Consider the following 25,625-nt stretch of genomic DNA (forward strand, 5'->3'; position numbering starts at 1 on the left):
ACTCTCGTCAAGAAATTCTGATTATTTTCTCTGTTGGCAAGATAATCACCCTTGCAATAAGTATTGAAGTCAAAATCAATCCCCGTCATCAAACTTCGTAGTGCTTGATGACGAATGAAAATTTTTTCGTGAGACTTTGACCAAAACAAAATTTTATTTCCCCAACTCTCCTGTCATTTAATATAGCAAAAAATCGAGTATTCTTTCCGCCAAATATGGCGTACTGTGCGTCAGAAAAAGATGGATTCCAAGGCTTGTGCCCTCTAAAGTATGTTTCAAATTAGTAGGAGAAAATGGGGATAAAACGGGTGACTTCCGAGAAGTTCCGGGAACTTCCGGGAACTATTGGGTTTTATTAAGCTAATGATAATTGGTTATTAGATGATGTTTAATATGTAATAACATCAGCGATAAATTTGAATTTATGGAGTGGGACATTGGGATAAATTGGGATAAATTGATGAGAATTAGTGAGGATTGGTGAGGATTGGAAACTTAGGCGATTTTCCAGAAAATGCACAAATTAGTGAAATAAAAGTGCAATTGTAATGATTCATAATTTTTATTTACAAATGCTGAAATCATTATGGTATATGCGCTTTAGCCTTTTAGGAATAATTCTTGATAAAGGGTCAAAAACAGGGAGAAAATTTTTTGTGGATTTAATGTTGAGCCTTGATCCAGGAACTTCAATGACGAAGATGGTTTATCGTGTTCTGGAGAAGATGTCTTCTAAACCAGAATTGCTGTGTATGGAGCCAGAGTTAGTTAAGATTTCTAGAGACTCGCTCTCTTTATATGAGTCTGGGCAAATTAATCGGCCCAATCCAGAGAATGAGGCTTGGATAGAGTACAACGGAGAGTATTATGCGGTTGGGTTTTTGGCCCAAAAGTATTTTGAAGCGCGAATCAATTTTTTAGAACTCAAGTATGAGAACGCGATTCCAAAAACTTTGGCAGCAGTGGGGGCAATAGCGATTAGAGAAGGATTGAAGTCCAACCTTGATTTATCGTTGGGACTGCTGTTGCCTTATGGGGAGTGGGAAGACAGGGAAAGATTGGAGATGGGTTTAACCAAGGCACTGTCTAGCTTTAGCTTTCGAGGTCAACAATTTTGTGTAAATCTGATCAGCTTTCAGTGTTTGCCGGAGGGTGGGGGACTGGTATTGACGCGAAGTAAAAAACTCGGCACAGACTTTAATAAAGTGAACATTGCTGTGGTGATGCTGGGTTTTCGGGATATATCAGCCGTAATCTTTGAGCGGGGTATATCAACTGGAAAAACAGAAGGTTTGGGTTTAGCCTGGATGCTGGAGAGAATCAAAAGCCGAACATCAGGACAGAACTTACATGATTTGTTAAAGGCTATTCATCTATCAGGTTCAGCGTTAAAACCGAGATACTTTAACACCTTGGCTCGGAGTAAGAATGCTGAGTTTAAAGCTGAGGAAGTAGCACAAATTGTTGAAGTAGCGGAGTTGTCTCGGAAAGAATACTGGAATAAAGTATCTATTTGGCTGAGTATGAATATTCCTGTTGATATTCAGCAAGTAATTATTGGTGGGGGAACATCGGAATATTTAGTTGCTGAGTTGAAAAACTTATTTACTTATACCGAGATTTCATGGGCGGCAGAATTAGAAGAGGATGTGCGCTTGGCTTTTAACCTGCCGATTAAAAAAGATGCGTTGTGCTTACGTTTCACGGATGTATACGGATTATTCCGTTATCAAAACGCTACATCAGCTATTTCAAACCATCGTGCGTCCTAGCAATTTGCTCGTTTTAAAGGAATATTAGCAATGTTTTCAGATGTTGAGTTTCGCTTACGAAGTAGAGTTAAGACTGATAGCCCCGAAGCAATGCTGTTTAAGTATTTAAACTCCAGAAATACTCTTTATCCTGCGAAAGATATGGTGATAATTGCTATTAGCAGCTATTGGCTTCCTTTAGCGTATCAAGCCCAAGAGCAACCCGTAGATTTAGAACCACACATTCGTGCTTGTCTTTACCGCCTTCAACTTCACTCTTCATATCTGATGGGACTGCTGGGAGAAATCCCGTCTCAGGCAGCCACGATGATTGCAGTAGACAGAAATTCACTTTCATCACTTTCCCTTCCATCCAATATTCCCCCAACAGAACCATCTAAGATTCCTGCAACAGAAGAAAGACATTCATCACTTTCCCTTCCATCCAATATTCCCGCAACAGAACCATCTAAGATTCCCCCAACAGAAGAAAGACAGTTAAAAGTTGACTGGTTAAATCCTTTTTCAACTTTATCTAAATAGGAATTCATGATTATGTATCAACCACAAGAACTTTTTAACAACCTCTCACCATCCGAAATTAGCCGGACTTTACGCTTGAGTGGGATACCTGAAAAAGAGTTATATACCGAGAATGATGCAGACAGGTTTCGTGAATGTCGCACTTTAATTGAGCAGGGTGGAACTGAGGAGGAAGTAATGGCTCTATTATCTCCAGTTGTTGACAATGCACTGTCAGAAACTCAGGGCAATTCCTCGTCGTCAACGAAAAATGGGGGGAAAAAACAAGGGAAGAAAGCCCAATTACCATTAGATATCACTGAATTACTAGTTATTGCTCGTGAAAGAGGCTATAAAATCGCACTTTCTCAGGCTTTAATAATTCTCCAAATCTGCGGACTATCTGAGCAAGATGAGTATAGCCCAGATGAGTGCGAACGCTTTCTTGAAACCTACAAATCAATAAAAGAGCAAAACAAATCCTTTGAAGAAGTTGCATCTGAGTTAGCTACTCTAAATGAGTCTGGGATTTCTGAGCTACTAAAATTAGATGCAGTGATTGAGAATGTTAGTGAAAAAGCTGTAGCTGCCAGAGATGATTTATCTAATCTTATTGATAGGATTACTGCTGCCGAAGCTGAAGAAATAACTGGCTTAGTTCAATCACTTTACCTGAAAAATGTCGCATTGAAATTGCAACAGAGCGATTCGGAAAACAATCTGTTTGCTCAATTAGAAGAAAGAATCATGGCTCGAATTGCCCAAAAAAAGCAACAGAGGGCACAGTTATCTGGAATGAATTGGGAGACGACACCCTCATTGCCTTCTTCGCCAATGCCGATGCTGTCGCCCAACGTATCCAAGAATGGAATGAATACCGATTAAAACAAGAAATTGCAGCCAAAGAACGCACTATTGATATTCAAGTCGAAAAAGCCTCCGATGCTAAAGCCAATAAATTAGCTGCCCACAAGCTGGAAAAAATACAGGCATGGAACGAAGCACAACTAGAACGTCAAAAACTTCGTCAAAAACGCTTTGAACAGTTCAAAGGACTTGTTTTTTGGCTCGGTGGTTGGCTCGGTTCAGGTCGCTCTGGGATTTTCTTTTTTGGCTCTGCCATGTTAGCTTCTGCGACTTTTGCAGGAGTAACAATCATTAATCTGCCAACAAATCTTTCCTGTCCTGATCGCAAAAGTCCCTGTTATCTGGTATACCAAATGCGATTTAACAATAAAAGTGTGATTTTTCCACAACAGACCAAGGATATTATTGCTGAGTATGAACGTAATAAGAATAAACCTAAACGGCACAAGTAATTAAGTTTTGGGGAAAGAGAAACTGTCTGTTTTGGTTTTCCCTATCTTTGGAACAGCATCGAATGGCACGAAGACTCAAGAAAACACCATAGATAAACACAGTGACAGTGCGGTATATTTATTTACTGCACTGCGATTACTGGCTATGATACTCCATCAGCAATCTCTAAAATCTTTCAAGTCAACGAAGTAAAAAGGCAGTTTATGAAGAAGAATTCAGAAGTCAGAATTCAGGAGTCAGAATCAAAACGCTCGTGACGCTCGATAGCGCAGCGTTAGCGACGCAGGAGCGTCTGACTCGCTTGCCGCCGGCGCTATCCACCAGTCGCACAGAATACCCAACTGAATTCTGGCTCCTGACTCCTGAATTCTGTTTCGATAAATATTTACTTTCATGCCAAGTTGAGGCGATCGCTTTTTTTCACATATTCAGGTCAAATCACTGCATTTGATGGATAAAACTTTCTTTACAGGGTAACTCACCTACTTTAATAAGAGGTGTCCTTGTCGTAAGGCAAACTGTCTTCCGGCTCAAAGTTACGCAGGTCTTGTTCCATCTGCTGACGACGTTGGACGTATGTTCTGCTATCTTCAATCCTCCCTTCCATCAACCATTCACCAAAGTTGATGCCTTGTTCTACGTGTGAGGCAGACATTTTATTATAATGATCCACCTCCATTTTCTTACGCCACTCAAGTTGTTCCAGGGCACTTCCACTGATGCCAATTTGACGAGCATATTCTACATATTCAGGTCTGAGAGAACCATCTAGGTTGAATTCTTTTTTTTCTTGTTCAGTGAAGAAATCGTAGGCTGTGTAGATTGGCCACGGCTCTGGATCAGTCTCGTCCAGGTGCTTCCACTCGTCATACTCTTCTTTTGCTCTACGAGCATAACTATCAATTGCTCCTGGATCTTCACCTTTGGATAACATTTCTTGCCGAGCTTCACTTTTTAAGCTTCCATCTGGGTTGAATTCTTTTTTATTCATATTTATCCAACGCTTAATCCTTGACATAAAAACCTCTCAAAAATTTAATTAATGTTCATCAAATTTCAAATTTTATGACTCTGGAATTGAAGCATTTTGACCCTCGTTTAAATCAGTGGATCTATATAGACGATAGCAAAAATGACTCTCAATCAATTTTAACTGAAAAGCTCAGTAATACTTTACTAGAATTTTACTTTCCTGGTAAAGAATTCTCATTTGGACACTCAGATGAATACAGCAGCGATGAAGAATTAAAGAATCATCCAGATGGACAGATTTTATTACTGTCTTCTAAGACTCGTTTACTTTATGGAGATAAAGAATGTTTAGAAACAATTCAAAAAATTTGTCCAGATAGTAAAGACCGTGGGGCTTATGGTTCCATCTTCCTTGGAGCTTGTAAAAATGCGATTCACGAAAAGCTAAACATTTTGGTAGTAGATGATTCTACTGATAACAAAGGTGAAAATGGAGGAATATTATCGAATGATTTGGCATATAAATTAGTTGGCGATTGTTATGGGCAGATTTCAACACAACTTTATGACAAAGTAACCTTAAGAGAATCCCAAGCAGATAAAAGCTATCGTGTAATTCAGCATCGATTTGGTTGGGTAGATGGAGTTGGAGAAGATACGACTAAATATCGCTTTGGCAAAGGAACACTCCGACCATACAGACTAGATAGAATAAAATATGCAGATACTAAAAATGAACCAAAAATCGATATAATTCTTCCTGTGAGCAGTTTTAAGGGAACAGACAAGGATAGACCCAAAGGTCCTACTAAACCTCAAATTCAACCAGGATTATATCAGCAAAATATTTGGTTAGCTGAAAAAGGGCAATCTCAACAAGGTCAGATGTCTATCTCCCAACTGCTGGCATCTTTCCCTCACGGGCTTAAAGATTTTATTGAGGAACTAGAGGTACAAGCTCAAAGATTAGCCTCTATTCAAGATGACCCAAGAATTGTTGGTGCTTACTATTGTGAAAGATATGAAAAACGTAAAGAATCATTGAGCCAAAAGAAGTTAAAAACAGGCGAAGTCACAAATCTTGAAACAGATATTAAAAACTTAGGGACAAATGATGACTTAGATGCAGATCAGGAGTTAGATGATGACCCCGCCAAAGATGACTTGTTCATGTACCAACTCATTAAAGCTGATTTACTTGGGCATCAGCAGCTTTTAGAAACTGAGAAAGTTAAACAGGAATTAAGTCGGTTTGTACAAAGTGAGTGGCGAGATATTGCTATTGGGAAAACGCTTACTTTTGACCGAGGAATGATTATTCCCTCCAAGGAACTCAAAAATGGTGAAATTTGTGTCCCTTGGCTGAAGCAAGAGGAAAAGGTTCTTAACTTTCGCTCCCCTTTCCTCAACTCTAATGGTTTGTGTGTCTCTACTAATAAACACGTTGAAGACCGTGTTGCTCCAGATGGTAAATCTTTGCAAGGCATAATTGTAGTCAATGACGAAGACCACAAGCGCATACAGCAAAGAATCACAGAGCTAGAAGCACTCTTGGTTGATGTTGATTTTATAGATCCAGCAGAAACCGAATCAGAACGCCAAGCACGAGACTACGATGGTGACTGCATTGGTGTAGCAAGAGCTAGCTTATATCCTAATTTAACAGCAGAGGCAGAGCGAAGAAATCTTCCCCAAAACGCCTATTCGCCCACGGTTAAGCTCAAAAAACAATCATTTTATGATCCCACCGATGGAAGCCAGCCCCCATTTGAAAAAATCGCTATCCACATGAGTGATAGCATCAGCGTGGGCATAATCAACAATCAAGTGACAGCACTGGAGGCATTAGAATCAGAAATTGAGGTACTAAAGACTTACGGTACTTTTGAGCAGAAATCAAATTATCTAGACCAAGTTTCTAACCATTACGAAACCCTGTTTGAGCAAGAACGCCAGAAAGATCCAAAGTTAATTCGAGAAGAATACAAGCCTTATATGCAAGGGGTTGTTGAAATCGCTCATTGTCAAAGAACTCCCGAAATTATCCAGCAAGCAATGGACATTAACCGTCAAATGTACCGGAGCATGATTGAAGAAGGATGTTATCAAAACCAAATAGCGGTTGATTTATTCAAAAGTGCTAAAAAACCTGAGATGGATAAAATCCGGGAAAACAGCCGCTACTTGTATCGTGATGTTAATTATATTAAAGATAAAAAGTCGCCTTCAGTTTATTTAAACACGGGGATAACACCAAAGGGCTACTCACCAGTAGAATTATTAATTAGCCAAACTAATAAATATTTCCAAGAATCACAATTAGAATCGCGTCCCATAGTCCAGTTTAAAGACTTATTTAAAGGGGTAGAATTTACACCACAGCAAAAATTTGCAGCGATCGCCGCCAAGTACGAGTTTGATCAGAAATTCAACGCTGCGGTACGTATGGAGCGACGGCGGGAAACCGAGAAAGGGCCATCAGCAATCATCCAAACTCCACAGTCTTGCCAACTCGAAATTACCAATCTCACCCATTACGAACATCCTCTGATTTGGAAAGCCCAAACGTTGAACATTCGCCTAGACGAAATACCAGAGAAATGGCGAACTAAAGAACGCCCCCACAAATTACTAGCAGTTGCACAAATCAATGATGAGATTGGGGAGGATAAGAAACCCGCCTACCGCAACCTGGGGACAGTTAGCCAACAATCTGTGACTGACCACAACCTCAAGGCGGGGATGACGATGCAGGGAGCTAAACTCCTAGAACTAAAACCAGAACTTACTAGAAGCCAAACTAAATTACTTTTCGACAAGGCACAAGAGGCGGCTCTCGCATTTTATACCTCTATCCCAGAGTCAGAAAAACTTGCATCTGCCGCCGCCGCTTGGAACATCTGTGCATCCCGCCAGGATGAACTTGAAGTTGCAAGAAAAGAAAACGCAAACCCCCAAGCGATCGCTAAAAAAGTCTCTAATTTTGCCTTCGCTGCTTTCCCCAATGAGATTATCTCTCGCTTAGATAAATTGCAATTTACGGAACCGAAGTTAGTCACACTTTTGAATGAGGCAAATCAATTTTTAGGTCGAGACTGGAATCCCACCGAAAAGCACCCGATAGAAATCAGAGCTAGTCACCACCCACCGGGGCATGAACGCCACGTTTCCAGACTAATGTTTGTTCAGGATGCTGACGGCGAATATAAGGAATTTGCCATGCTTGAAACTAGAACCGCACAGCTTCCCATTGGCACAAAGGGACAAGCTAGTTTCGTTGGCGTGGAACCCGCGACTGCCAAAGCAACCATTGGACTGCCAGGAAACGAGCCGGTTGAAATTACTATCCGTGAACTCAAGAACTTCTCTTATGCAGGACTTGTTTTTAACACCGAACCGGTCAACTTAGAATTTGGCACTGTGCCGGTGACTGACAAAACAGTAAAAATCAAACTTGATGGGAAAACTCTGGGTGAGTTAGACAGTGATTCTGTCCAACAGTTGAAACAAATTGATTACCTGAAAAATGGTAATCCCCTAAAACTAAGGCTTACGTCAATCTCCGAAACTGGAGATCAAGCTTTTGTCCTGGGTGAATCTCCCAATGGGAATCTCCTCAAAATTAATAAAATTAACTTTTATGATTTTTCTGGTCAGACATTCAATGATCAAGATTACCGAAAACTGACTATCGAAACCTCAGCTTCTAAAACTAGAGATGCTGTATTTTTTAATGGTGAATCCTTGGGAGTGTTGCACTTTAAAAAAGACAAAGACGCGCTCAGACAGCTTGGATTGCTCAAAACCGGAAAACTTACATCCGCGCCTGCAATCGTTGAAAGTAATTTTTCTGTGATTTGCGCTCAAATTGACCCTAATACCGTTGAATATCCCCAGAAGTGGACGAAGGAATTTCAGGCTTTTGGGACTCAATCGGTTAATTCTAAACAACAAGAGATGATTGAGAGTAGTGCGAATATTCTACATCATATTAAAGAGCGTCCTACTTTCTTATTTTCGACAGAATCAAACAAAAAACTTGGAGTCATGGGCTTGGCTGTTGACAACCAGAAAGCTGAAACTGTGACTAAATGGTTAACTACTCAAAAAGTTGAATGGGAGCAAGTACCAACAGAAGATGTTATCAGGGAAACTAAAAAAGGTCTAGCAGTATTTCACTTAGTCAGCAGTTCAATTCCCCCCAAAACTTTGGAGAACATGATCAAGAAATTTGGGGCAATTATTGAATCGGATAGTGACTATCAACAAAGAGTTAATTCCCTCGCCACACAACCACAGTTTTTGAAACTACCAGAACAAACAGCGCAATCTCCGCCTCAACAAAGCGCTCAATTCCACCCAAACCAAGAGGTTCAAAATGTCGCCCCTCCCGTCATCAAAGGCAAACCGATTCCGATGAACTACCCTTTAATGATGCATGGTGAGCCGAACCCACTACCTGTAAATACTTGCATTGATGCCATGCGCGGATATGGCAGAACTCACACTACTAGAGCTTATGAGCCTTACAAACAGTATGGGTTTAAGGAAGGCGATATTGCTCTGGCGACAGGTATTGATAAGCAAGTCGCCTTTCGTGTTGGTAAGCAGTATCAAATCACACCTGATATGATTGCTGACCCTGTTTATCAACAGCAGTGGGCTGATATGGAAAAGCACTCACCTAAAGCATTACCAGAATTATTCACCGAAAAACAGCAGGTGTGGGGACTACATCTAGAGCCATTGGGGGATTATGTGGACGGGAAAATAGTCCCGTTTCCTGAACCACAAAACAGAGCCTCACCTAATCAAACAGTCCAAACTCAATCAGTTACTATTGATGATTTGAGAAATTGGTACAATGCCGCAGATAAGTTAGGGAAGTCGGAGAATTACAAAAAACGCATTGTAGAAGTGGCTTATGGGTTTAAAGCTGGTGAGCAATTATCAGCCGAAGCGTTGACAGTAATGAATAAAGATACATTTGAGCTTGAAGCCATCAGTCGGCTGACTCAAATTGCTCAAAGGATTGGCATGGTTTGGGGTAAGTCTAATGAAAATGGTATTCAAGTTTTGGGAAAAATTTATGATATAACCTTTAGTACCCAGCAGAGAGATTTAACTATTTCGCAGAAAAATGGGGAGGTAATTTTAAATTTACAATCTGGCAAGGTGCAGACTAATAAAGTAACTCCACAGATATTGCAAACTTTTGAGGATGCTAATACTCAAATTGATAAAATATTAGCTAAATCTCAAACACAACAAATAGACTTACAAAGATAAGATTTATCTCCCAAGATTTTTCCATAACCACTTTTTGGGATACAGCATCTTTTTAAAAGTTTGCGGCTCTGAGTAAGTTTCAGAATCAGTACAACTTCCGAAAAAATGCTATGAAATTTTCTAATAAATCGAGTATTAATAAAACAGAATAAACTCCAATACAGTTCAGCTAAGGATTATTTGTCGAGTGTAAATGTTGGATTGCAATGTTTTATAATAGATTATCCGTCAGGCAAAAATTTATGTCTAATGATAGCGTACTTACTCAATTAGAATTATCAAACAGTCAAGCTAATCAACAGCAAAAACCTCGCCAAATTCTTTCTGCACATGATCTGAGTGCGTTAAATACTTGCTCCAACTCAAAAGGGCTGCGGCAACTAACTCTGCATCTGAGTGTTATAGGATGTAGCGGTTATATTTGGGGGACAAACTTGGGCCATTGGGAACTAGCAATCCCCGCACTAGTGGTTTATGGTTTTAGTATTGCTTCTATGTTTGCACCTATGCATGAATGCGTCCACACAACTGCATTTGCGGCTCGTCCTTTAAATAATGCCGTTGCTTGGGGTGCGGGATTGCTTTCATTTTATAACAGCACATTCTTCCGTTACTATCACAAATGGCATCACCTTTATACTCGCGTTCCTGATAAAGATCCAGAACTAACCGATCCCAAACCTAGCAACTTTGCGAAATACTTATTAATTATTAGCGGTTTACCGTGGTGGTTGGGAAAAATTCGGGGACATTTCCAGATTGCATTGGGTAAATTTGATAATTGTCCGTTTATACCTGATTCAGCACGTACTGAAGTGACTCGCTCCACTCAACTGCAATTGGCAGTTTATGCAGCTATGCTCGGTCTATCAATAGCAGTAGATCAGCCTTGGTTTCTACTTTATTGGCTGCTGCCATTGATTGTTGGTCAACCAATTTTGCGTTTTATTCTGTTAGCAGAACATACAGGCTGTACTCTTGATGCTAACCTGCTGACAAATACGCGCACAACACTAACTCTGTGGCCTGTGCGATTTTTAATGTGGAATATGCCATTTCATGCCGAGCATCATTTGTACCCATCAATTCCTTTTCACGTCCTGCCTAATGCTCATCAACTGTTAAGTTCGCACTTTGCTCATATTGAACCAGGCTATGTAAAAGTCAATTGGGATATTGTGACTAAATCGGGACAATCAGCTATATGAAAAAATCCCCAAGTTTTCTCACTCTAGAAAACTTTAGGCTGGAGTGTGGTAAAGTTCTACCCTCAATTACTATCTCATTAATTCTGACAACATCTGCTCAAGAATATCTGACATAATTTCCTCGTCTAGGGAGTGCAGAGTTGGTGGGCCACCAAGAAATTCTTTGATAGTGATCTTCTGTTCTCTAAAGTCCTTGACAAAATCCCGAATCTGAGAAACAACTTTAATTTGATTGTCTATCGTTTCTACCATAATAGCCATCGAGTCAATGCCTTTTTTAGCAGCTTTACGAGAATCAGAAACCATTGTTCCTTCTGGAGTATTTTTTGCTAAACGCAGTTCCCGTTTCAAGTTTTCATATTGAGTGAGAAGAATTTGATTTTGTTGTTCTATAGTTCGACATTTACGAGTTAAATCATCTGTAGAGAGTAATGCTTTGAAAAGGCGGTCGTGGTCAATCATGCTTTTTGTCTTCCCCTCGGATTATAATAATGGTTATATAGAAATAGGCATTATTGTAGGCTATTAATTTAATCTATTTATGGCAATTGATGCCAAATGCCAGATGTTAATTATTAAAATTTATTAACTGTAGTAAAAATTATGAAAATTTCCGAAATATCGACAGAAACTCTGGAAAAAATCAAGTCAGTTAGGTGGGATAGAATTATTGAGAAACATGAAGGACCAGAAAGTTGGTCATCGGTTTTCAGATATGAAGAACCAGAATTTTTGTCAGTGGAAGAATGCTCAATATTATTACCTGTAGATAAATCACATCATCCGAATATTACTATAATACGTTGTATCTGGAGTGCGGATAAGAATTCTGTAACAGTTTTTCTATCAGATACTACCTATGAAGATGATCCATTCTTTTCGGGATTTATGGCAGTATGCGATCGCCTGAAGAATGAAGGATTTTTCTTAGCAATCTTGTACCATGAATGGTTTATTATTGAAAGAGCCGCAGTTTGTGAATAAAGAGTTTTCAGGAGTTGTTCAAAAAACGGACTTTTAGAAAATTTATGATGACTGCTTCTACTAGATGAATTTATTTTTTCGGAAATAAATTCATTCAATTGCCAGAGAGAATTTATTGAGAGGTAAAAATATTTTGTCTCGGATAAATAAGTACTAACTCGTTATACAATTATCCTCCAAATAAAAATAATTAATCCCGGAAATGATGGCAAAAATGTTTCAGCTAGATTAACAAGTACAACACGGCGGAAATAAACTACGTATTCCCAATGAATGAAACGCTTACGCTGTATTCATTTTTAATTCTGCCTTGCGCTACTAGTGGGGGAAGTGGACTGTGATGTTGTGTCAAAAGCTTTGTGTATATACAGCACTTTGCAAGTAAATGAAGCTATGAATTTTCCGTTTTTGATGAGTGCCTTACTGCTGGTTTTGACTAATTGTATTTCGTCTAGCAACTTGACTGAGCAATATTTCAATTTCATGGCAACAGTGCCAAATAATTCATTAAAAAGGATAGACAGGGAATCAAATCAGAATGCCATAGAGATGAGGTATATGGGTTTACATAGGCAGAAACCACCTCAGATCACACTCATCTTTGACATGACACTACGCAATGAGCGCTCTGTCCCTCGTTGGTTTATTATACCCTACAGCCTCAGTCCAGGTGTTAAGTATGAAAAAAGCGGGGTTTACGGAGTTAGCATTTTTGGATTCGAGGGCAAAGGTAAAGTTATAGTTAGTCGTTTCCACGGCACAGGTAATTTTCAAGCGTTGTTGTTACCAGCAAGTGCGACCATAAAACTACGGAACTTTACCATAGAGTATTGGGGAGAACTTCCAAAGGACTCATTGCCAATAGAAGTAGTTACAGCTACTAATTTGACTATTGGCTCTCAAACCGCTAGAGCATGGTTGGGTAGAGATCCAACGAGCGATAAACGTGCAGATGTCACCCAACAGCATCTGCAAATTCTGAGTTCAAAATATACATCAGATGATCGTGAGTTACCTGTTTCAATTGTTGAAGAACGTCGCTTCAAATTAAATGTCAATCTTTCTCAAGATTAGAGGAAATAGATTGCGCTTTCATAAAATGAAACAGGAAAGCTATTAGTTGAGCAAATTTGTCATCTCCACATTCTCAAACTCCAGCATCACGCCTCGACGCTCACCACTCTTGCCCAAAGGAATAATTCTATTGCCCATCTTCTCCAACAGCGATGGCGCTGTTTCGACCGCCTTCTTGTGATCGCCAGCCGCAAGCAGAGGCTAAAAATGCTTTTAAAAACCTCTTAGTAAGAAACTTTAGAACTTAGGTTTTACTTGGGTTGCCACAATGGAGTGATATCAAAGTCTCTTTCCCAGATAGGGAAACGTTAAAAAACCCGGCTTCAACAAAGTAAGCCGGGGTAAGCACTTATAAAAAATGACAGTTAAACCTTAGCCGTTGATAACAGGGGCATTGAAAGCTACTGATGCAGCTTCACCCGCAGCCAAATCTAGAGGGAAGTTGTGAGCATTACGCTCATGCATTACTTCCATACCCAAGTTGGCACGGTTAATCACATCTGCCCAAGTGTTAATTACGCGGCCTTGGGAGTCGATGATAGACTGGTTGAAGTTGAATCCGTTCAAGTTAAATGCCATCGTGCTGATACCCAAAGCAGTAAACCAGATACCAATCACAGGTAAAGCTGCTAAGACAAAGTGCAGCCACCGGGAGTTTTGGAAGCTGACATATTGCCAAAATAGCCGTCCGAGATAACCATGAGCTGCAACGATGTTGTAGGTTTCTTGTTCTTGACCAAACTTATAGCCGTAGTTTGCAGATTCGGTTTCGCTAGTTTCACGAACTAAGGTAGAAGTCACCAAAGAACCGTGCATCGCAGAAATTAAAGCACCACCAAACACACCAATCACACCTAACTGATGGAATGGATGCATTAGGATATTGTGTTCAGCTTGGAACACCAACATAAAGTTGAAGGTTCCAGAAATACCCAAAGGCATACCATCAGAGAAAGAGCCTTGACCAATGGGATAAATTAAGAAGACAGCAGTTGCAGAAGCCAGGGGAGCGCTATAAGCGACACAGATCCAGGGACGCATTCCCAAGCGGTAGCTCAACTCCCATTGCCGTCCCATGTAGCAAGCGCAACCAATTAAGAAGTGGAAGATTACTAGCTGGTAGGGCCCACCGTTGTAAAGCCACTCATCGAGGGAAGCTGCTTCCCAAATGGGGTAGAAGTGTAAGCCGATCGCATTTGAAGAAGGAACAACCGCACCAGAGATAATATTGTTGCCATAAATCAAAGAACCAGCAACAGGCTCACGGATACCATCGATATCTACGGGAGGTGCAGCAATAAAGGCGATGATGAAGCAAGTGGTAGCTGTTAGCAGGGTGGGAATCATTAGGACACCGAACCAACCGATGTATAGACGATTATCTGTGCTGGTGATCCACTCACAGAAGCGCTCCCAGACATTGGCGCTAGAGCGTCTTTGTAAGGTAGTAGTCATAGTTTAGAATAATTTCAAGGATTTTGTTGATGATTTAAAGTTGTTGATTCCCAAAGAACAACAACTGATAGCATCTTAAAAAAGTTGCTAAATCTTTGCAGTAACTAATAGTTATTGAAAGTTACAAGTTGAAGTTAACTTTAGTAAGCAACCTCTAGGTAAATGACTGTCGAAGAAGCCTTAGCCATTGTTGAAATAATTCTAGGAAAAATATCTCTAAATGACTTGCAAGAAATTATTTTTCGACAGTCATGGGAACAGAAAACATATCCAGAGATTGCTGAAAAGTTCGGTTATGATGCCGATTACATCAAAATTGTTGGCTTTCGACTCTGGAAAATGCTCTCCAAGGCGATGGGTGAGAAAGTTACTAAAGATAACCTCCGTTCGTCTTTGAGAAGATGGTGTTCTCGTCAGAAGAATACTGGAGAAATCAAGTCTGATAATCCAGTAAAAACCTATCAAGACTGGGGTGAAGCGCTCGACGTTTCGATTTTTTATGGGCGTTTCCAAGAAATTGCAACCTTAGAGCAGTGGATTATCCAAGACCATTGTCGGTTAGTGGCACTATTGGGGATTGGGGGAATTGGTAAAACTTCTTTATCTGTGAAGTTGAGTGAAAAACTTCAGGGAAATTTTGAGTATGTTATTTGGCGATCGCTTTATAATGCCCCCACTATTGAAGCACTACTCACTAGCTTGATTCAAGTTCTCTCTCACCAACAGCAGGGAGATTTACCCGAATCTGTCAGCGATCGCATTTCTCGACTGCTTACCTATCTCCAAAAACATCGCTGTCTGCTAATTCTCGATAATGCAGAAACAATCTTAAGCAGCAATGAGGGTCGAACAGGTCAATATCGCTCTGGTTACGAAGGGTATGGCGAACTTTTTAAGCGAATTGGTGAGTTTCGCCACCAAAGTTGTTTAGTGCTGACGAGCCGAGAAAAGCCTAAAGAGGTGGCGGTACTTGAGGGCGAAAAGTTGCCTGTTAGAACTCTGCAATTATCTGGTTTATCAATCTCTGATGGGCAAGCAATTTTTAGCTGCAAAGGTAGCTTTATTGGATCGGTTGATGAATGGCAAACTCTAATTCAATCCTATGCAGGTAATCCACTGGCATTGAAGATTGTAGCAACAACCATCCGGGATTTATTTGATAGTAATATTTCTAACTTTCTTGCTCAAGGTACTGTTGTCTTCGGCGATATTCAAGATTTGCTCGAACAACAGTTTCAACGTTTATCAGCTTTAGAGAAATCAGTCATGTATTGGTTGGCAATCAACCGCGAACCTGTAAATTTTTCAGAAATACAAGCTGATTTATTATCCTTGGTTACGTCTTCTCAACTCCTAGAAGCATTGTCAGCTTTAGAAAGGCGAAGCTTGATTGAGAAAGGTAGTGGTTCATTCACACTACAGCCTGTGTTGATGGAGTACATTACTAGTCGTTTGATTCAACAGGTTTGTGTTGAAATTGAAACTCAAAATATTTCTTTTTTCAAAACTCATGCACTGCTGAAAGCAACAGCGAAAGACTATATCAAAGAAATTCAACTTTACTTAATTCTCAATTCTATAATTAAAAAGTTACTTTCTTTGTTCGGAACGGCAAATCTGATTGAAGCTCAACTGATGACAATTCTGGCATCACTTCGTGGCAAAAAACCAATCGATGCTGGTTATGTGGGCGGAAACACGATTAATTTACTTCATCAGCTGCAAGTAGATTTAAGCGATCGCAACTTTTCTGGTTTGACGATTTGGCAAGCTGATTTAAAAGGTGTGAATTTACACCAAACTAATTTCGCCGATTCAGATTTAACTAAATCTACTTTTACGGCAAATCTCAGCTATACTTTTACACTAGCAGTTAGTCCAAATGGCAGTCTTCTGGCAATCGGGGATACCCTTGGTCAAATTTCCCTATGGCAAACAACAGATGGACAGCAATGCTTAACCTGGGAAGCACACACAGGTTGGGTGCGTTCTATTGTATTTAGTGCCGATGGACAAACCTTATTTAGTGGCAGTGATGACCAAACTGTTAAACAATGGGATATCACAGGTCAATGCCTACAAGTATTCAGGATGCACACAGGCTTTGTTTGGTCTGTAGCCCAGGCTCGGCAAGAAAACTATTCAGTCCTAGCCAGTGGTGGTATGGATCAAACGGTTAAATTATGGGATATTCAGACAGGGGAATGTCTGAAAAGTCTTGAAGGACACACAGATTGGATCTGGGCGATCGCTCTGAGTAAAGATGGTCAAACTTTAGCAAGTGGTAGCGCCGACCATACTATCAAACTTTGGCATCTCAATACAGGTGAGTGCCAGAAAACACTGCAAGCACATACGGGTATTGTGTGGTCTGTAGCATTTAATGCCGATGATAAAATGCTGGTAAGTGGTAGCGCTGATGGCACTGTGAGGATTTGGGATTTAGAAGCAATGCAGTGTTTGCAAACTCTCCACGGTCATACAGGCCATGTCTGGTGTGTAGCTTGTAGTACTGATGGTCAAACGCTAGCAAGTGGCAGTGCTGATACAACAATTCGCTTGTGGGACATTCACACTGGAGAATGTGTGAAAACTTTGTCAGGGCACACCTACACAGTGCGATCGCTGACATTCACTCCAGATGGAAAAACCTTGATTGCCAGTGATGACAACCAAACTGTTAAGTTCTGGAATATTCATACAGGACAGTGTTTCCGAACTTTTCGCGGACATGGTAGTGGTGTGTGGGCATTAGCAACCTCTCCACTTGATGAAAATGACCGCAGCCAAGTCTTAGCCAGTGGTGAAGACCAAACAGTTAAACTATGGGATATTCATACTGGGAAGTGTATCAAAACCTTGACTGGTCATACTAATTGGGTGCGAACCGTAGCTTTTCATCCCCAAGGTAATACCATTGCCAGTGGCGGTGCAGATGAAACAGTGAGAATTTGGGACATAGAGACAGGAGAATGCCTGCAAGTCTTGCGGGGTCATAGAAACTGGCTACTTTCAGTTACCTACAGTCCCGATGGACAAACCTTAGCCAGTAGTGGTAGTGACAAGCAGGTACGGATTTGGGATGTCAAGACAGGTGTTTGCCTGGGTGTGTTATGTAATCACACTAATATTGTCTCATCACTTGTTTATAGCCCTGATGGCAAGATGCTAATTAGTTGCTGTGCAGATTCCCTAATTCGAGCTTGGGATGTTGCTACAGGCGAATGCTTGAAAATTTTTCGTGGGCACACAAACGGTGTGTGGTCAGCTAAATTTAGTCCAGATGGGCAAACCTTGTATAGTAGCAGTCAAGATGCAACCATCAAAATTTGGGATTTCAAGACTTGCCAATGTCTAAGAACCTTGGAAGGACATACTGATGCTGTGATCAGTGCTGCCAGTCTTGATGGTTGTCTGCTGGCAAGTGGAGGAACCGACCAAACCGTGAGAATTTGGGATATGAAAACTGGGAAGTGCTTGAGAGTATTGATTGGACACACACGATGGATTTTTGCGATCGCATTTATCCATTCTCCGGTTAAAAGTCCAATTCTTGCTAGCAGCAGTGAAGACCAGACCATCCGCTTATGGAATGTCGAAACAGGTGAATGTCTGAAAATTCTCAGAACTCCTAGACCTTATGAAGGCATGAATATTACAGGGGTCGTTGGTTTAACGCAATCTGTGCGAGCGTCACTTTTGGCACTAGGAGCTACAACAGAAGGTTCTTAAATAAATTAAATATGCATAAGAGCTAGTCGATTTGGGGGAGTTGAAGTATGCTCGATTGTTAGAGTCTGCGGCAGCAATTGTGATTAAGCTGCTATTTTCTGGTCGCGATCCTTACACTGTTCTTAACCTGATTCAACCAGAAGTCAAACCGATTTCTTGAAAAAAGCATATACAATTGCATGAAAGAATGTCACTAAGATAAGCGTTAACCCCTGGTATTACTGGTTTTGGGGTGTGGGGTGTGGGGTGTAGGGAATTACGAACAACTTGGTTTTATCTGGCGCACTAAAATTCAATTTTTATCAACACACGAAACTGCAACCCTACCCCCAAGAAGATAGCCCTGACCATATTTCACATGAGTCTTCGTGCTATTCTTCTTTACATCCATTGGGAATGCGATCGCTTTCCTCGGACGCTTTTGTGTACGTTGTCAAAGCGTAAGTCCTACACTCGTTTCCCACAGTTCGACTGCTTTTTGCTCATCGTAGGATTCATCAGACGATCGAATTTCCTTCAGTCCATCAAAATATCGGCCTGTCACCATTACAGCGCTTCCGGCTATTATGCAATACAGTTTTTCTCCTTGCCCTCTCCTATCAAAGCTTTCAGATTTGGGGATGTACCTCATAGCTGCCGTAAGTGCTGTAAGATGACAAATACAATGCGGGAGGGGTCACTTAACTGTGGCAGCAGCAAATTGACAAGTAGAAAGTGTCCTAGATAGTTTACGCCAAAGGTCATCTCGAATCCATCTTCTGTGTAGCGTGTACCTGAAACGATTTGAACTCCTGCATTACACACGATCGCATCTTATGGGGGATGTTCTCTGGTCTGGAAATCTTGCACGAAGTGACGCACGGATGCCAGAGATGCCAAATCAAGGGTCATCCCTTCAATAAAAGAATAGTTCGTTTCAGCAGTCAATTGTTGAACCGCTTCTTCAACTCTGGGCAGATTTCGACTGGCGATGATAATGTGCCAGTTCGTGCAAGATTGTGCGATCGCTTGGGCGCAATAGTATCCCAGACCACTACTACCCCCTGTAATGATCACCGTTTTACTAGCTTTAATTGGAGTTTGCATCATGTTCAGCCTGTAAATTGAAAACCTATGTCAAACTTAAAGGATTCTGAATCCCCGACTGATAGCGAGTCATCGTACTCTGTAAGAGTTGCAAGCTACGCTTTTAGCGTCTCGTAGAGAGCGTCTTAATTCAGAATAGCTGAATTCTTCTTCAACAGCCCTGAAATCAGAACTGATGATTTTTGGTTTTGACTCGCTGATACAGTTCTTCCATTGTTTCAATAAAGGAAGCATCATTGTGCCAGAAATCAGGAAAATCCCCTTGTTTCTTAATCAAAATTGCACAGATACTACCTGGAGTCGCCACTTCAATAGTTTGTGGTAATCGCTTTGTACCTAACCAAAATTCTCTGGCATTTGGCATTTGGTTAAGAGATTGCTTTTCTAGCTTAGTGTACAGCGAATTAGAAAGTTCTAAAGGAATTTCCTTAGTATTCAATTCTTCAGAGAGAGCTTTTCCCAAAGGAGAATCAGCTAGTTTGGCTTGAAGTTCTGCTTTCGATAATCCCCGTAATTCAAATAACAACCAGGGATTATTATCTAATTGAGAAGCCACTAAATAGTAAACTCCAGCAATGTGCTTACAGGGATTAGCATAATCTGGACAAGAGCATTTAGTTTTGAAATCCTTACTACTATGGGGCAATAAATGTAGTCCCAAATGAGAGAAAGTATCTTCAATATTTTCTGGGACTTCATTTAGCAGCAATCGAGAAATGATGCTGGCTTTAGAAGAAAGCTTTTGGATAGCTTCATTCCAACGGGTTTTAGCAATAGGTGTAATCTGAATCTCTATATTATAAGTTGGTTCTTTGTAGACTCCAAAATAGGGATTAACTGAGCCTCTGACTTTGGCAGTAATTTTATTTAAGTCAATCTCAAAGCTTTTGACTTTACCACCGCTAGCATAAGACTGTCCTCTTTTGAGTCGGTTATCATCTGTAAAAGCTTCTAGTGCTTGAATAAAGCGATCTCCCCACCAGGTTCGACTAAATTTAGCCATAATATCTACTCCAAAATTGCACTCTTGTTCAATGAAATCAACCGCTTAAAGGCTTCATTATCTAATTCGGTGAGCCAAGATTCATCGCTACCAACAACAGCATTAGAGAGTTTTTTCTTATCTTCAATCATTTGGTCAATTCTCTCTTCTAGAGTTCCAATGGCAACAAATTTATGCACAAAGACATTCTTTTTCTGACCAATACGGAAAGCCCGGTCAGTTGCTTGGTCTTCAACTGCTGGGTTCCACCAACGGTCAAAGTGAAAGACATGGTTAGCTTTCGTGAGGGTGATACCTACACCCCCTGCTTTTAAGGAAAGGATAAAAACCGATGGTTCTGTATTTGGGTCTTGAAATTCGGTAATCATTTGTTCTCGACGTGGGCGACTAGTACCACCATGCAAATAGTAAGTATTGCAATGCAGACTATGTTTGAGATGTTTTTCAATTTTTTCACCCACTTCCGTAAATTGACTAAAAATGAGTAAACTTTCTCCTTCATCAACTGCCTCCTCAACCATCTCTGCTAACCGACTGAGTTTGTGCGAACGCAGTGGTGAAAAATCGCTCCCATCTTGGAGAAATTGGGCTGGATGATTACAAATCTGCTTCAATTTCATCAGGGTTGAAAGAATCAATCCTTTGCGTTGAATTCCCTCTGCTAATTGCAATTGTTTTTCTACATCTAGTACCACCACTTCATAAAGCGATGCTTGCTCTTTGGTCAGGTTAGTGTAGAGTTTTTGCTCAACTTTGTCTGGCAAGTCATTAATAATAGATTGGTCAGTTTTTAACCTTCGCAGAATTAGAGGCTCTACCAGTTTTTTCAAGGTGGCAGATTTCACGCGGTCATTGTCTTTTTGAATCGGAATCTCGAAGATTTTCCGAAACTGGGCTTCTTTACCCAAGTAACCAGGATTGAGAAAGTTAAAAATTGACCACAAATCCAGTAAGCGGTTTTCTACAGGAGTTCCTGTTAATGCCAGCCGATGTTTAGCTCTTAATTTTAAAATCGCTTTGGTTTGGGCAGCTTTCGGATTTTTAATATTTTGTGCCTCATCCAGTACTAAACGTTGCCACTCGATGCCGCTCAATAACTTTTCATCTTTGCGGACTAGAGTAAAAGAACTAATTATCACATCGTTTTGTTCACAAGCAGCTTTGAAATCAGCTAGATTTTGCAGCCTAGTGCTACCATGATGCACCATAGTTTTTAAATGAGGTGCAAATTTGGCAATTTCTTTCTGCCAGTTGCCAACAACAGAAGTCGGAGCAATTAATAGTGTGGGCAGGGCAGATAAAGAAGTAATCTTTTCACCTACTTTCAGAGCTGAATGTAACTCCTTCTCTTGCACTAATCGGGCAATCACCTGCACGGATTTACCTAAACCCATATCGTCTGCCAAACAGCCATTTAATCCCAAATTTTCCAGATATTGTAGCCAGGAAACACCACGCTTTTGATATTCTCGGAGCGTGCCTTGCAGATTATCAAGTTCAGAAATTGGTTCTAGGCGACTTTTATCTTGTAGCTTTGCTATCATCTCTGACAAAGCTTCATCATGTTCAATTTCCCATTCTGACCCCAATTCAGCACTGCGTTGTAGAAACTCCAGTAAGGTCATCTGGGGTTGTTCGTTACCGTGGGACTGCCAAAATTCGAGTAACTGCTGCATTTTATCCCGGTCTAATTCCATCCATTGACCGCGAAAATGCACCAAGGGAGTTTTAGCATTAATCAGTTGTTCCCATTCAATAGGTGTGACAGTTTGCTCCCCAATTGCCAACTCATACTGATACTCCACCAGTGAGTCTAAGCCGAAATAGCTTTTTGTTTCCCCTTTCGTTGCAGCAAGTTTGCTACCCGATGCTTTGAGGCGAATCTTGGCGCGGCGACGACCTGTGGGAGTATACCAAGCAGGTACAATTACTTTGAATCCTGAGTCTTCTAACACCCAAGCACTTTCAGTAAGGAAATCAAATGCTTCTTCTAAGGTAATTTGCATTGCGATTGGACTTGCTGTTTCCAACCCAAGCCATAGTTTGGGATACATCCTAGCTGCATAACCCAAATTCAGCAGCAAATTTGTTTCAAAATCTTTACCAAATTCTTTATGTACAGCAGTTTTGGAAAATTGATTCATTGTCCAGTAGTCTGCTAACGCTAACTTCAAAGATGGATCTTGTTTACTGGCTACTAGAAATTGAATTTGCCAATTGTCTATTTGTGACGATGAAGGAGAATGTAACTGGAAGCACAGATGAAAAGGTGAATCAGCTTGAGTGCGGGTAATTTTGGTTTTCCACACCAACCATTGCTGATATTCTTTGAGGGCAGTATTTGTTGTTAGTGGATTATGCTGACGAGGATAAAAGCAAGACTCAATTAGAGAATCAGCAATTTGTTTGTCAAAAGCGGCTGTAGATGGAGTGTGAGTCACTAAATCATGAAGTACATATTCGGAAAAGTGACGCAATAGTGTTTCTTGATCAAAAAACTCAATAGGATAGCTAACTGTTGCTTTACCTGCCACACATATTAGTGGCATATAGTCAATATATTTAAGAATATTTGCTTCATATTGTTCGGAAATAATTTCCCAGGTGGCATAAATTTCAAATGCTGCTTTAGCAGTCTTTTTTTTGCCTTTTTTGTGGGGATTTTCCGTTGATAAATGTCGATACTTCAGTGCGGGAATAAATTGGTCTTTGAGGATTACTTGTTTAAAACTTTGAGTGTAATGATACCAAAATAATAAATCTGAACCAATTTGAAACTTCTCCGCATTATATATTGCTAAAAAATGGATATCTTTAAGTAGTTTAATAATATTAAGTGCGGTTCCGTTTTTGGTAGACACTACTGTTTCATAACAATCTACCTGCCAATATTGGAATTCTTCATAGCTATCAGTCAACTCAATTTCTAAATACTTGGTTAATTCTGGTGAAGGTAGGGGCTGATTATTGGTGGTTGGTAAGGCAAAGTATTTAGGAGATATGCGTTGGGAAAATTTAGTATTGTCTTCTTTAATTCCCAATTCTTCTACTAAAAAGGCGCTTAATTCGGATTCTACCAAGTGTCCAGGATGAATTTGTTGACTATTGGTGTGACTTTTGTGGGATAATTGAGTTTCTACCCACAAGTAAAAAGACCCTGACTGAATAAAGTCAGTTTCCTCCTTTGGTATCCAGGTGCCATGAAGTATTCTCATAGTTATAATGCCTCTGGATTGTTTGGAAATTCACGCGCCTTAGAATTACTTTAGCAAACAGAGGTGCTAGAATTATCTCCTTTATGCAAAAGAAAGCGATGACGCTATCGTGCGATCGCTTGACTTACGCACTATAGAGGCAGCAGTCCCATACTTCCCTTACAACTCAAAATCAAGAGTGAAGGTTTGGTCATCAAAATTCTCTTGCTTTTCAATAATAGATGGCTCTTCAGTCGGCGGCTGAAATCTGTTTTCGTCAGTAGTAATCGGCGTGAAAGCTACTTGTTGTGTAGCTAATCCAGCCTTGATGAAAACAAAATAGCAATCAATAATAAAGTAAAGCGTCTCCAGATAACTTTTACCTAGTTGTTGGGACTCTGCAAATATGCGTTCTCGGTAGTTTTCTTTGAGCCGAATTTTTATCGGAGCTAAGTCAAGTTTTTCTGTCATTGTGATCACTTAAGAGATGTAGTAGGCGAATTCTTGCTGCTGATGGCTTTTGCCATCTCTAAAAGTCCAGAGACATTAGCTTCCACCGGATTATCCAGAATTTTGAAACCGTTCTTCTCTAATAGCTTCTTAAATCCAGGTAAGAGGCAGCCTCCACCAATCGCCCAGATTTCATCCCCTTGGTGTTTGGCATCAAGTGTCAGATTCACCACTTTCTTCAAGTATTTCTCATACCAATCTTTTAAGCAAGTACTGTAGACATCTTTGATATCAATGTCCCGGCTGTACCGAGTATGTCCCATTTCCAGACAAAATCGGATCTTGGAAGCATCCCCAATTTTTCCTCCATTTAAATGCTTCATCTTTTGGGAAATATCATTGATGAGAACTTCTACGCCAGTGGGGTAGGCGGTGTGAACTTCTCGTTTCCCTTGGTTGTAACGAGAATACAGAGTTGTGCCATTGCCAAAATCTAAAATGGTTAATTTTTTCGGTAGTTGATGCCCAAACAATGCACCCATCCCTTCTAGTACGACTTTCAGGACTTCTATTTTCACGTCTGATTGTTTGCCAGCTAGTATTGGCTGATATTCTCCATTGAGTACTTTTTGCAATTCGTCAGCTAGACCAACATCATGTAAGCTAACGACTAATTTTAAATGCCAAGCCTTACGGTGTGGTAGATGTGCCAATGCACCGAATAAAGTCAATAATGCGTTGTTGACTTTGTTTTCATTGTTATCAGTGTTTCGGTCAAAATAATTTCCTGTACGGAAAGCTGATTCTCCAACTGTGTAAGCACTACCGTTAAAAACGACCCTCCCAGGTACGTCTTCCATCTCGGCATTGGTTATATAGCTGGGCACACGAACAACTTCAAAGCCATCGACTAAAAGTTTTAGGCTTCCATAACCGTTGTCAAAGCCAGCAGGAAAAATTTTTTGCAACGTGTGAATGTTTGACATAAAGAGAAAGGTAATAGATTTTGAGAAAGTGAAAGTTATCTGTGATTTGTGAAGTGGGGAGCAGAGAAGAGATCAATAAAATAATTACTCTTTTTTTCTTCAGCGTCAAAAAATTATCATAACCTCTTGGGGGCTAAGTGGGGTAAAATCTCACAAAGTCAAATGTACCCCATGCAGCCCCCAAATAGCCCCTGTGTGGGAGTCAAATTTTGCTCAAGCCTCTAAACAACCTTGGGGTACATAAAGCCCCCATATAGCCCCCATAGAATTTTTTGAAATCTTTTCTATCAACGCAGCAAAAATTAATTTAAATCATTGTTGACCCTTTAATGAAATTCAAAATTAAAAATTCTGTTAGGAAGAATAAGAATAATTTTGAATTAATTATCCTTCAAGGCCATTGCCCCTACTGATTCAAAGAATCAAGGGTCTACAAGACGCGACGCTCGAAGACTCGCTAACGCGGAAAGCGAGTCCACGAGCGTCTTGTCTTTAATTTTGAATTCCTCGTTCGCGTAGCGTCTCGCAGAGAAGGGGTTGACAGCTTGATTTATACTTTAGTGTCAATCTTTTGTTGAAAAGTAATTCAGTTTTGATCT

18 protein-coding genes and 1 pseudogene are annotated in these 25,625 nt (G+C 40.3%); 10 read left to right on the forward strand and 9 right to left on the reverse strand.

Annotated elements, in window-relative coordinates:
- Window positions 1-548: 548 nt before the first annotated feature.
- The 5 genes from ACM0OX_RS19225 to ACM0OX_RS19245 all read left to right on the forward strand — a co-directional run bounded on the left by ACM0OX_RS19225 (window position 549) and on the right by ACM0OX_RS19245 (window position 4,044).
- Window positions 549-1,772 (forward strand): ParM/StbA family protein, encoded by a 1,224-nt coding sequence (locus ACM0OX_RS19225; RefSeq protein ID WP_414516648.1) that lies wholly within the window; start codon window positions 549-551, stop codon window positions 1,770-1,772.
- A gap of 30 nt (window positions 1,773-1,802) precedes the next feature.
- Window positions 1,803-2,294, forward strand: coding sequence for a hypothetical protein (locus ACM0OX_RS19230; protein WP_414516649.1), 492 nt, complete (start codon window positions 1,803-1,805; stop codon window positions 2,292-2,294).
- 12 nt (window positions 2,295-2,306) lie between these two features.
- Entirely contained in the window at window positions 2,307-3,158 is an 852-nt protein-coding gene (locus tag ACM0OX_RS19235) for a hypothetical protein (RefSeq protein WP_414516650.1), read from the forward strand.
- A complete protein-coding gene (locus ACM0OX_RS19240; RefSeq protein ID WP_414516651.1) occupies window positions 3,074-3,592 on the forward strand; it encodes a hypothetical protein in 519 nt (172 codons plus the stop codon). Before ACM0OX_RS19235 ends, ACM0OX_RS19240 begins: the two co-directional genes overlap by 85 nt.
- Before the next feature lie 254 nt (window positions 3,593-3,846).
- Window positions 3,847-4,044, forward strand: a complete 198-nt coding sequence (locus ACM0OX_RS19245) for a hypothetical protein (RefSeq protein ID WP_414516652.1) — start codon at window positions 3,847-3,849, stop codon at window positions 4,042-4,044.
- Window positions 4,045-4,080: 36 nt separating this feature from the next.
- Here the strand turns inward: ACM0OX_RS19245 and ACM0OX_RS19250 are convergent, their stop codons facing one another.
- Window positions 4,081-4,611 (reverse strand): hypothetical protein, encoded by a 531-nt coding sequence (locus ACM0OX_RS19250; RefSeq protein WP_414516653.1) that lies wholly within the window; start codon window positions 4,609-4,611, stop codon window positions 4,081-4,083.
- Between the two features lie 47 nt (window positions 4,612-4,658).
- On the opposite strand from ACM0OX_RS19250, the gene ACM0OX_RS19255 reads away from it, so the two are divergent.
- On the forward strand, window positions 4,659-9,854 hold the full coding sequence (locus ACM0OX_RS19255) for a hypothetical protein (protein WP_414516654.1): 5,196 nt from the start codon (window positions 4,659-4,661) through the stop codon (window positions 9,852-9,854).
- Between the two features lie 242 nt (window positions 9,855-10,096).
- Entirely contained in the window at window positions 10,097-11,062 is a 966-nt protein-coding gene (locus tag ACM0OX_RS19260) for a fatty acid desaturase (RefSeq protein ID WP_414516655.1), read from the forward strand.
- 69 nt (window positions 11,063-11,131) lie between these two features.
- On the opposite strand, the pseudogene ACM0OX_RS19265 reads toward ACM0OX_RS19260, so the two are convergent.
- Window positions 11,132-11,488, reverse strand: a pseudogene (locus ACM0OX_RS19265) (molecular chaperone DnaJ); the annotation flags it as partial.
- Between the two features lie 177 nt (window positions 11,489-11,665).
- Between ACM0OX_RS19265 and ACM0OX_RS19270 the strand changes: the two are divergent.
- Both ACM0OX_RS19270 and ACM0OX_RS19275 read left to right on the forward strand, forming a co-directional pair.
- Window positions 11,666-12,046 carry a hypothetical protein gene (locus ACM0OX_RS19270; protein WP_414516656.1) on the forward strand — a complete coding sequence of 127 codons (381 nt, stop codon included), beginning with the start codon at window positions 11,666-11,668 and terminating at the stop codon, window positions 12,044-12,046.
- A 393-nt stretch (window positions 12,047-12,439) separates the two neighbouring features.
- Complete coding sequence (locus ACM0OX_RS19275) at window positions 12,440-13,120, forward strand: hypothetical protein (protein WP_414516657.1); 681 nt, start codon at window positions 12,440-12,442, stop codon at window positions 13,118-13,120.
- Window positions 13,121-13,492: 372 nt separating this feature from the next.
- On the opposite strand, the gene psbA is transcribed toward ACM0OX_RS19275, so the two are convergent.
- Window positions 13,493-14,575 (reverse strand): photosystem II q(b) protein, encoded by a 1,083-nt coding sequence (psbA, locus tag ACM0OX_RS19280; RefSeq protein ID WP_414516658.1) that lies wholly within the window; start codon window positions 14,573-14,575, stop codon window positions 13,493-13,495.
- A gap of 162 nt (window positions 14,576-14,737) precedes the next feature.
- Here psbA and ACM0OX_RS19285 point away from each other — a divergent pair, with 162 nt between their 5' ends.
- A complete protein-coding gene (locus ACM0OX_RS19285; protein ID WP_414516659.1) occupies window positions 14,738-18,307 on the forward strand; it encodes an NB-ARC domain-containing protein in 3,570 nt (1,189 codons plus the stop codon).
- A 433-nt stretch (window positions 18,308-18,740) separates the two neighbouring features.
- On the opposite strand, the gene ACM0OX_RS19290 is transcribed toward ACM0OX_RS19285, so the two are convergent.
- The 6 genes from ACM0OX_RS19290 to ACM0OX_RS19315 form a co-directional block, all read right to left on the reverse strand.
- Window positions 18,741-18,938 carry a hypothetical protein gene (locus ACM0OX_RS19290; RefSeq protein ID WP_414516660.1) on the reverse strand — a complete coding sequence of 66 codons (198 nt, stop codon included), beginning with the start codon at window positions 18,936-18,938 and terminating at the stop codon, window positions 18,741-18,743.
- Window positions 18,939-19,120: 182 nt separating this feature from the next.
- Window positions 19,121-19,396 carry an SDR family NAD(P)-dependent oxidoreductase gene (locus ACM0OX_RS19295; RefSeq protein WP_414516661.1) on the reverse strand — a complete coding sequence of 92 codons (276 nt, stop codon included), beginning with the start codon at window positions 19,394-19,396 and terminating at the stop codon, window positions 19,121-19,123.
- Window positions 19,397-19,559: 163 nt separating this feature from the next.
- Window positions 19,560-20,396: an SWIM zinc finger family protein gene (locus ACM0OX_RS19300; RefSeq protein WP_414516662.1), complete on the reverse strand. Its 837-nt coding sequence runs from the start codon at window positions 20,394-20,396 to the stop codon at window positions 19,560-19,562.
- 5 nt (window positions 20,397-20,401) lie between these two features.
- Window positions 20,402-23,611 (reverse strand): DEAD/DEAH box helicase, encoded by a 3,210-nt coding sequence (locus ACM0OX_RS19305; protein WP_414516663.1) that lies wholly within the window; start codon window positions 23,609-23,611, stop codon window positions 20,402-20,404.
- Between the two features lie 159 nt (window positions 23,612-23,770).
- Window positions 23,771-24,061 (reverse strand): hypothetical protein, encoded by a 291-nt coding sequence (locus tag ACM0OX_RS19310; protein WP_414516664.1) that lies wholly within the window; start codon window positions 24,059-24,061, stop codon window positions 23,771-23,773.
- A gap of 5 nt (window positions 24,062-24,066) precedes the next feature.
- A complete protein-coding gene (locus ACM0OX_RS19315) occupies window positions 24,067-25,026 on the reverse strand; it encodes a ParM/StbA family protein (RefSeq protein ID WP_414516665.1) in 960 nt (319 codons plus the stop codon).
- Between the last annotated feature and the right edge of the window lie 599 nt (window positions 25,027-25,625).

Source organism: Nostoc sp. PCC 9305 (genome assembly GCF_963920915.1).
GTDB lineage: Bacteria > Cyanobacteriota > Cyanobacteriia > Cyanobacteriales > Nostocaceae > Nostoc.

Excerpts from the sequence above, each read along its gene's own strand:
- ACM0OX_RS19310 (WP_414516664.1), bottom strand. The coding sequence starts at position 24,061 with ATGACAGAAAAACTTGACTTAGCTCCGATAAAAATTCGGCTCAAAGAA.
- ACM0OX_RS19230 (WP_414516649.1), top strand. The coding sequence starts at position 1,803 with ATGTTTTCAGATGTTGAGTTTCGCTTACGAAGTAGAGTTAAGACTGAT.
- psbA (WP_414516658.1), bottom strand. The coding sequence starts at position 14,575 with ATGACTACTACCTTACAAAGACGCTCTAGCGCCAATGTCTGGGAGCGC.
- ACM0OX_RS19315 (WP_414516665.1), bottom strand. The coding sequence starts at position 25,026 with ATGTCAAACATTCACACGTTGCAAAAAATTTTTCCTGCTGGCTTTGAC.
- ACM0OX_RS19285 (WP_414516659.1), top strand. The coding sequence starts at position 14,738 with ATGACTGTCGAAGAAGCCTTAGCCATTGTTGAAATAATTCTAGGAAAA.
- ACM0OX_RS19235 (WP_414516650.1), top strand. The coding sequence starts at position 2,307 with ATGTATCAACCACAAGAACTTTTTAACAACCTCTCACCATCCGAAATT.
- ACM0OX_RS19300 (WP_414516662.1), bottom strand. The coding sequence starts at position 20,396 with ATGGCTAAATTTAGTCGAACCTGGTGGGGAGATCGCTTTATTCAAGCA.
- ACM0OX_RS19305 (WP_414516663.1), bottom strand. The coding sequence starts at position 23,611 with ATGAGAATACTTCATGGCACCTGGATACCAAAGGAGGAAACTGACTTT.
- ACM0OX_RS19295 (WP_414516661.1), bottom strand. The coding sequence starts at position 19,396 with ATGATGCAAACTCCAATTAAAGCTAGTAAAACGGTGATCATTACAGGG.
- ACM0OX_RS19260 (WP_414516655.1), top strand. The coding sequence starts at position 10,097 with ATGTCTAATGATAGCGTACTTACTCAATTAGAATTATCAAACAGTCAA.
- ACM0OX_RS19225 (WP_414516648.1), top strand. The coding sequence starts at position 549 with ATGATTCATAATTTTTATTTACAAATGCTGAAATCATTATGGTATATG.
- ACM0OX_RS19270 (WP_414516656.1), top strand. The coding sequence starts at position 11,666 with ATGAAAATTTCCGAAATATCGACAGAAACTCTGGAAAAAATCAAGTCA.
- ACM0OX_RS19290 (WP_414516660.1), bottom strand. The coding sequence starts at position 18,938 with ATGAGGTACATCCCCAAATCTGAAAGCTTTGATAGGAGAGGGCAAGGA.
- ACM0OX_RS19275 (WP_414516657.1), top strand. The coding sequence starts at position 12,440 with ATGAATTTTCCGTTTTTGATGAGTGCCTTACTGCTGGTTTTGACTAAT.
- ACM0OX_RS19255 (WP_414516654.1), top strand. The coding sequence starts at position 4,659 with ATGACTCTGGAATTGAAGCATTTTGACCCTCGTTTAAATCAGTGGATC.
- ACM0OX_RS19250 (WP_414516653.1), bottom strand. The coding sequence starts at position 4,611 with ATGTCAAGGATTAAGCGTTGGATAAATATGAATAAAAAAGAATTCAAC.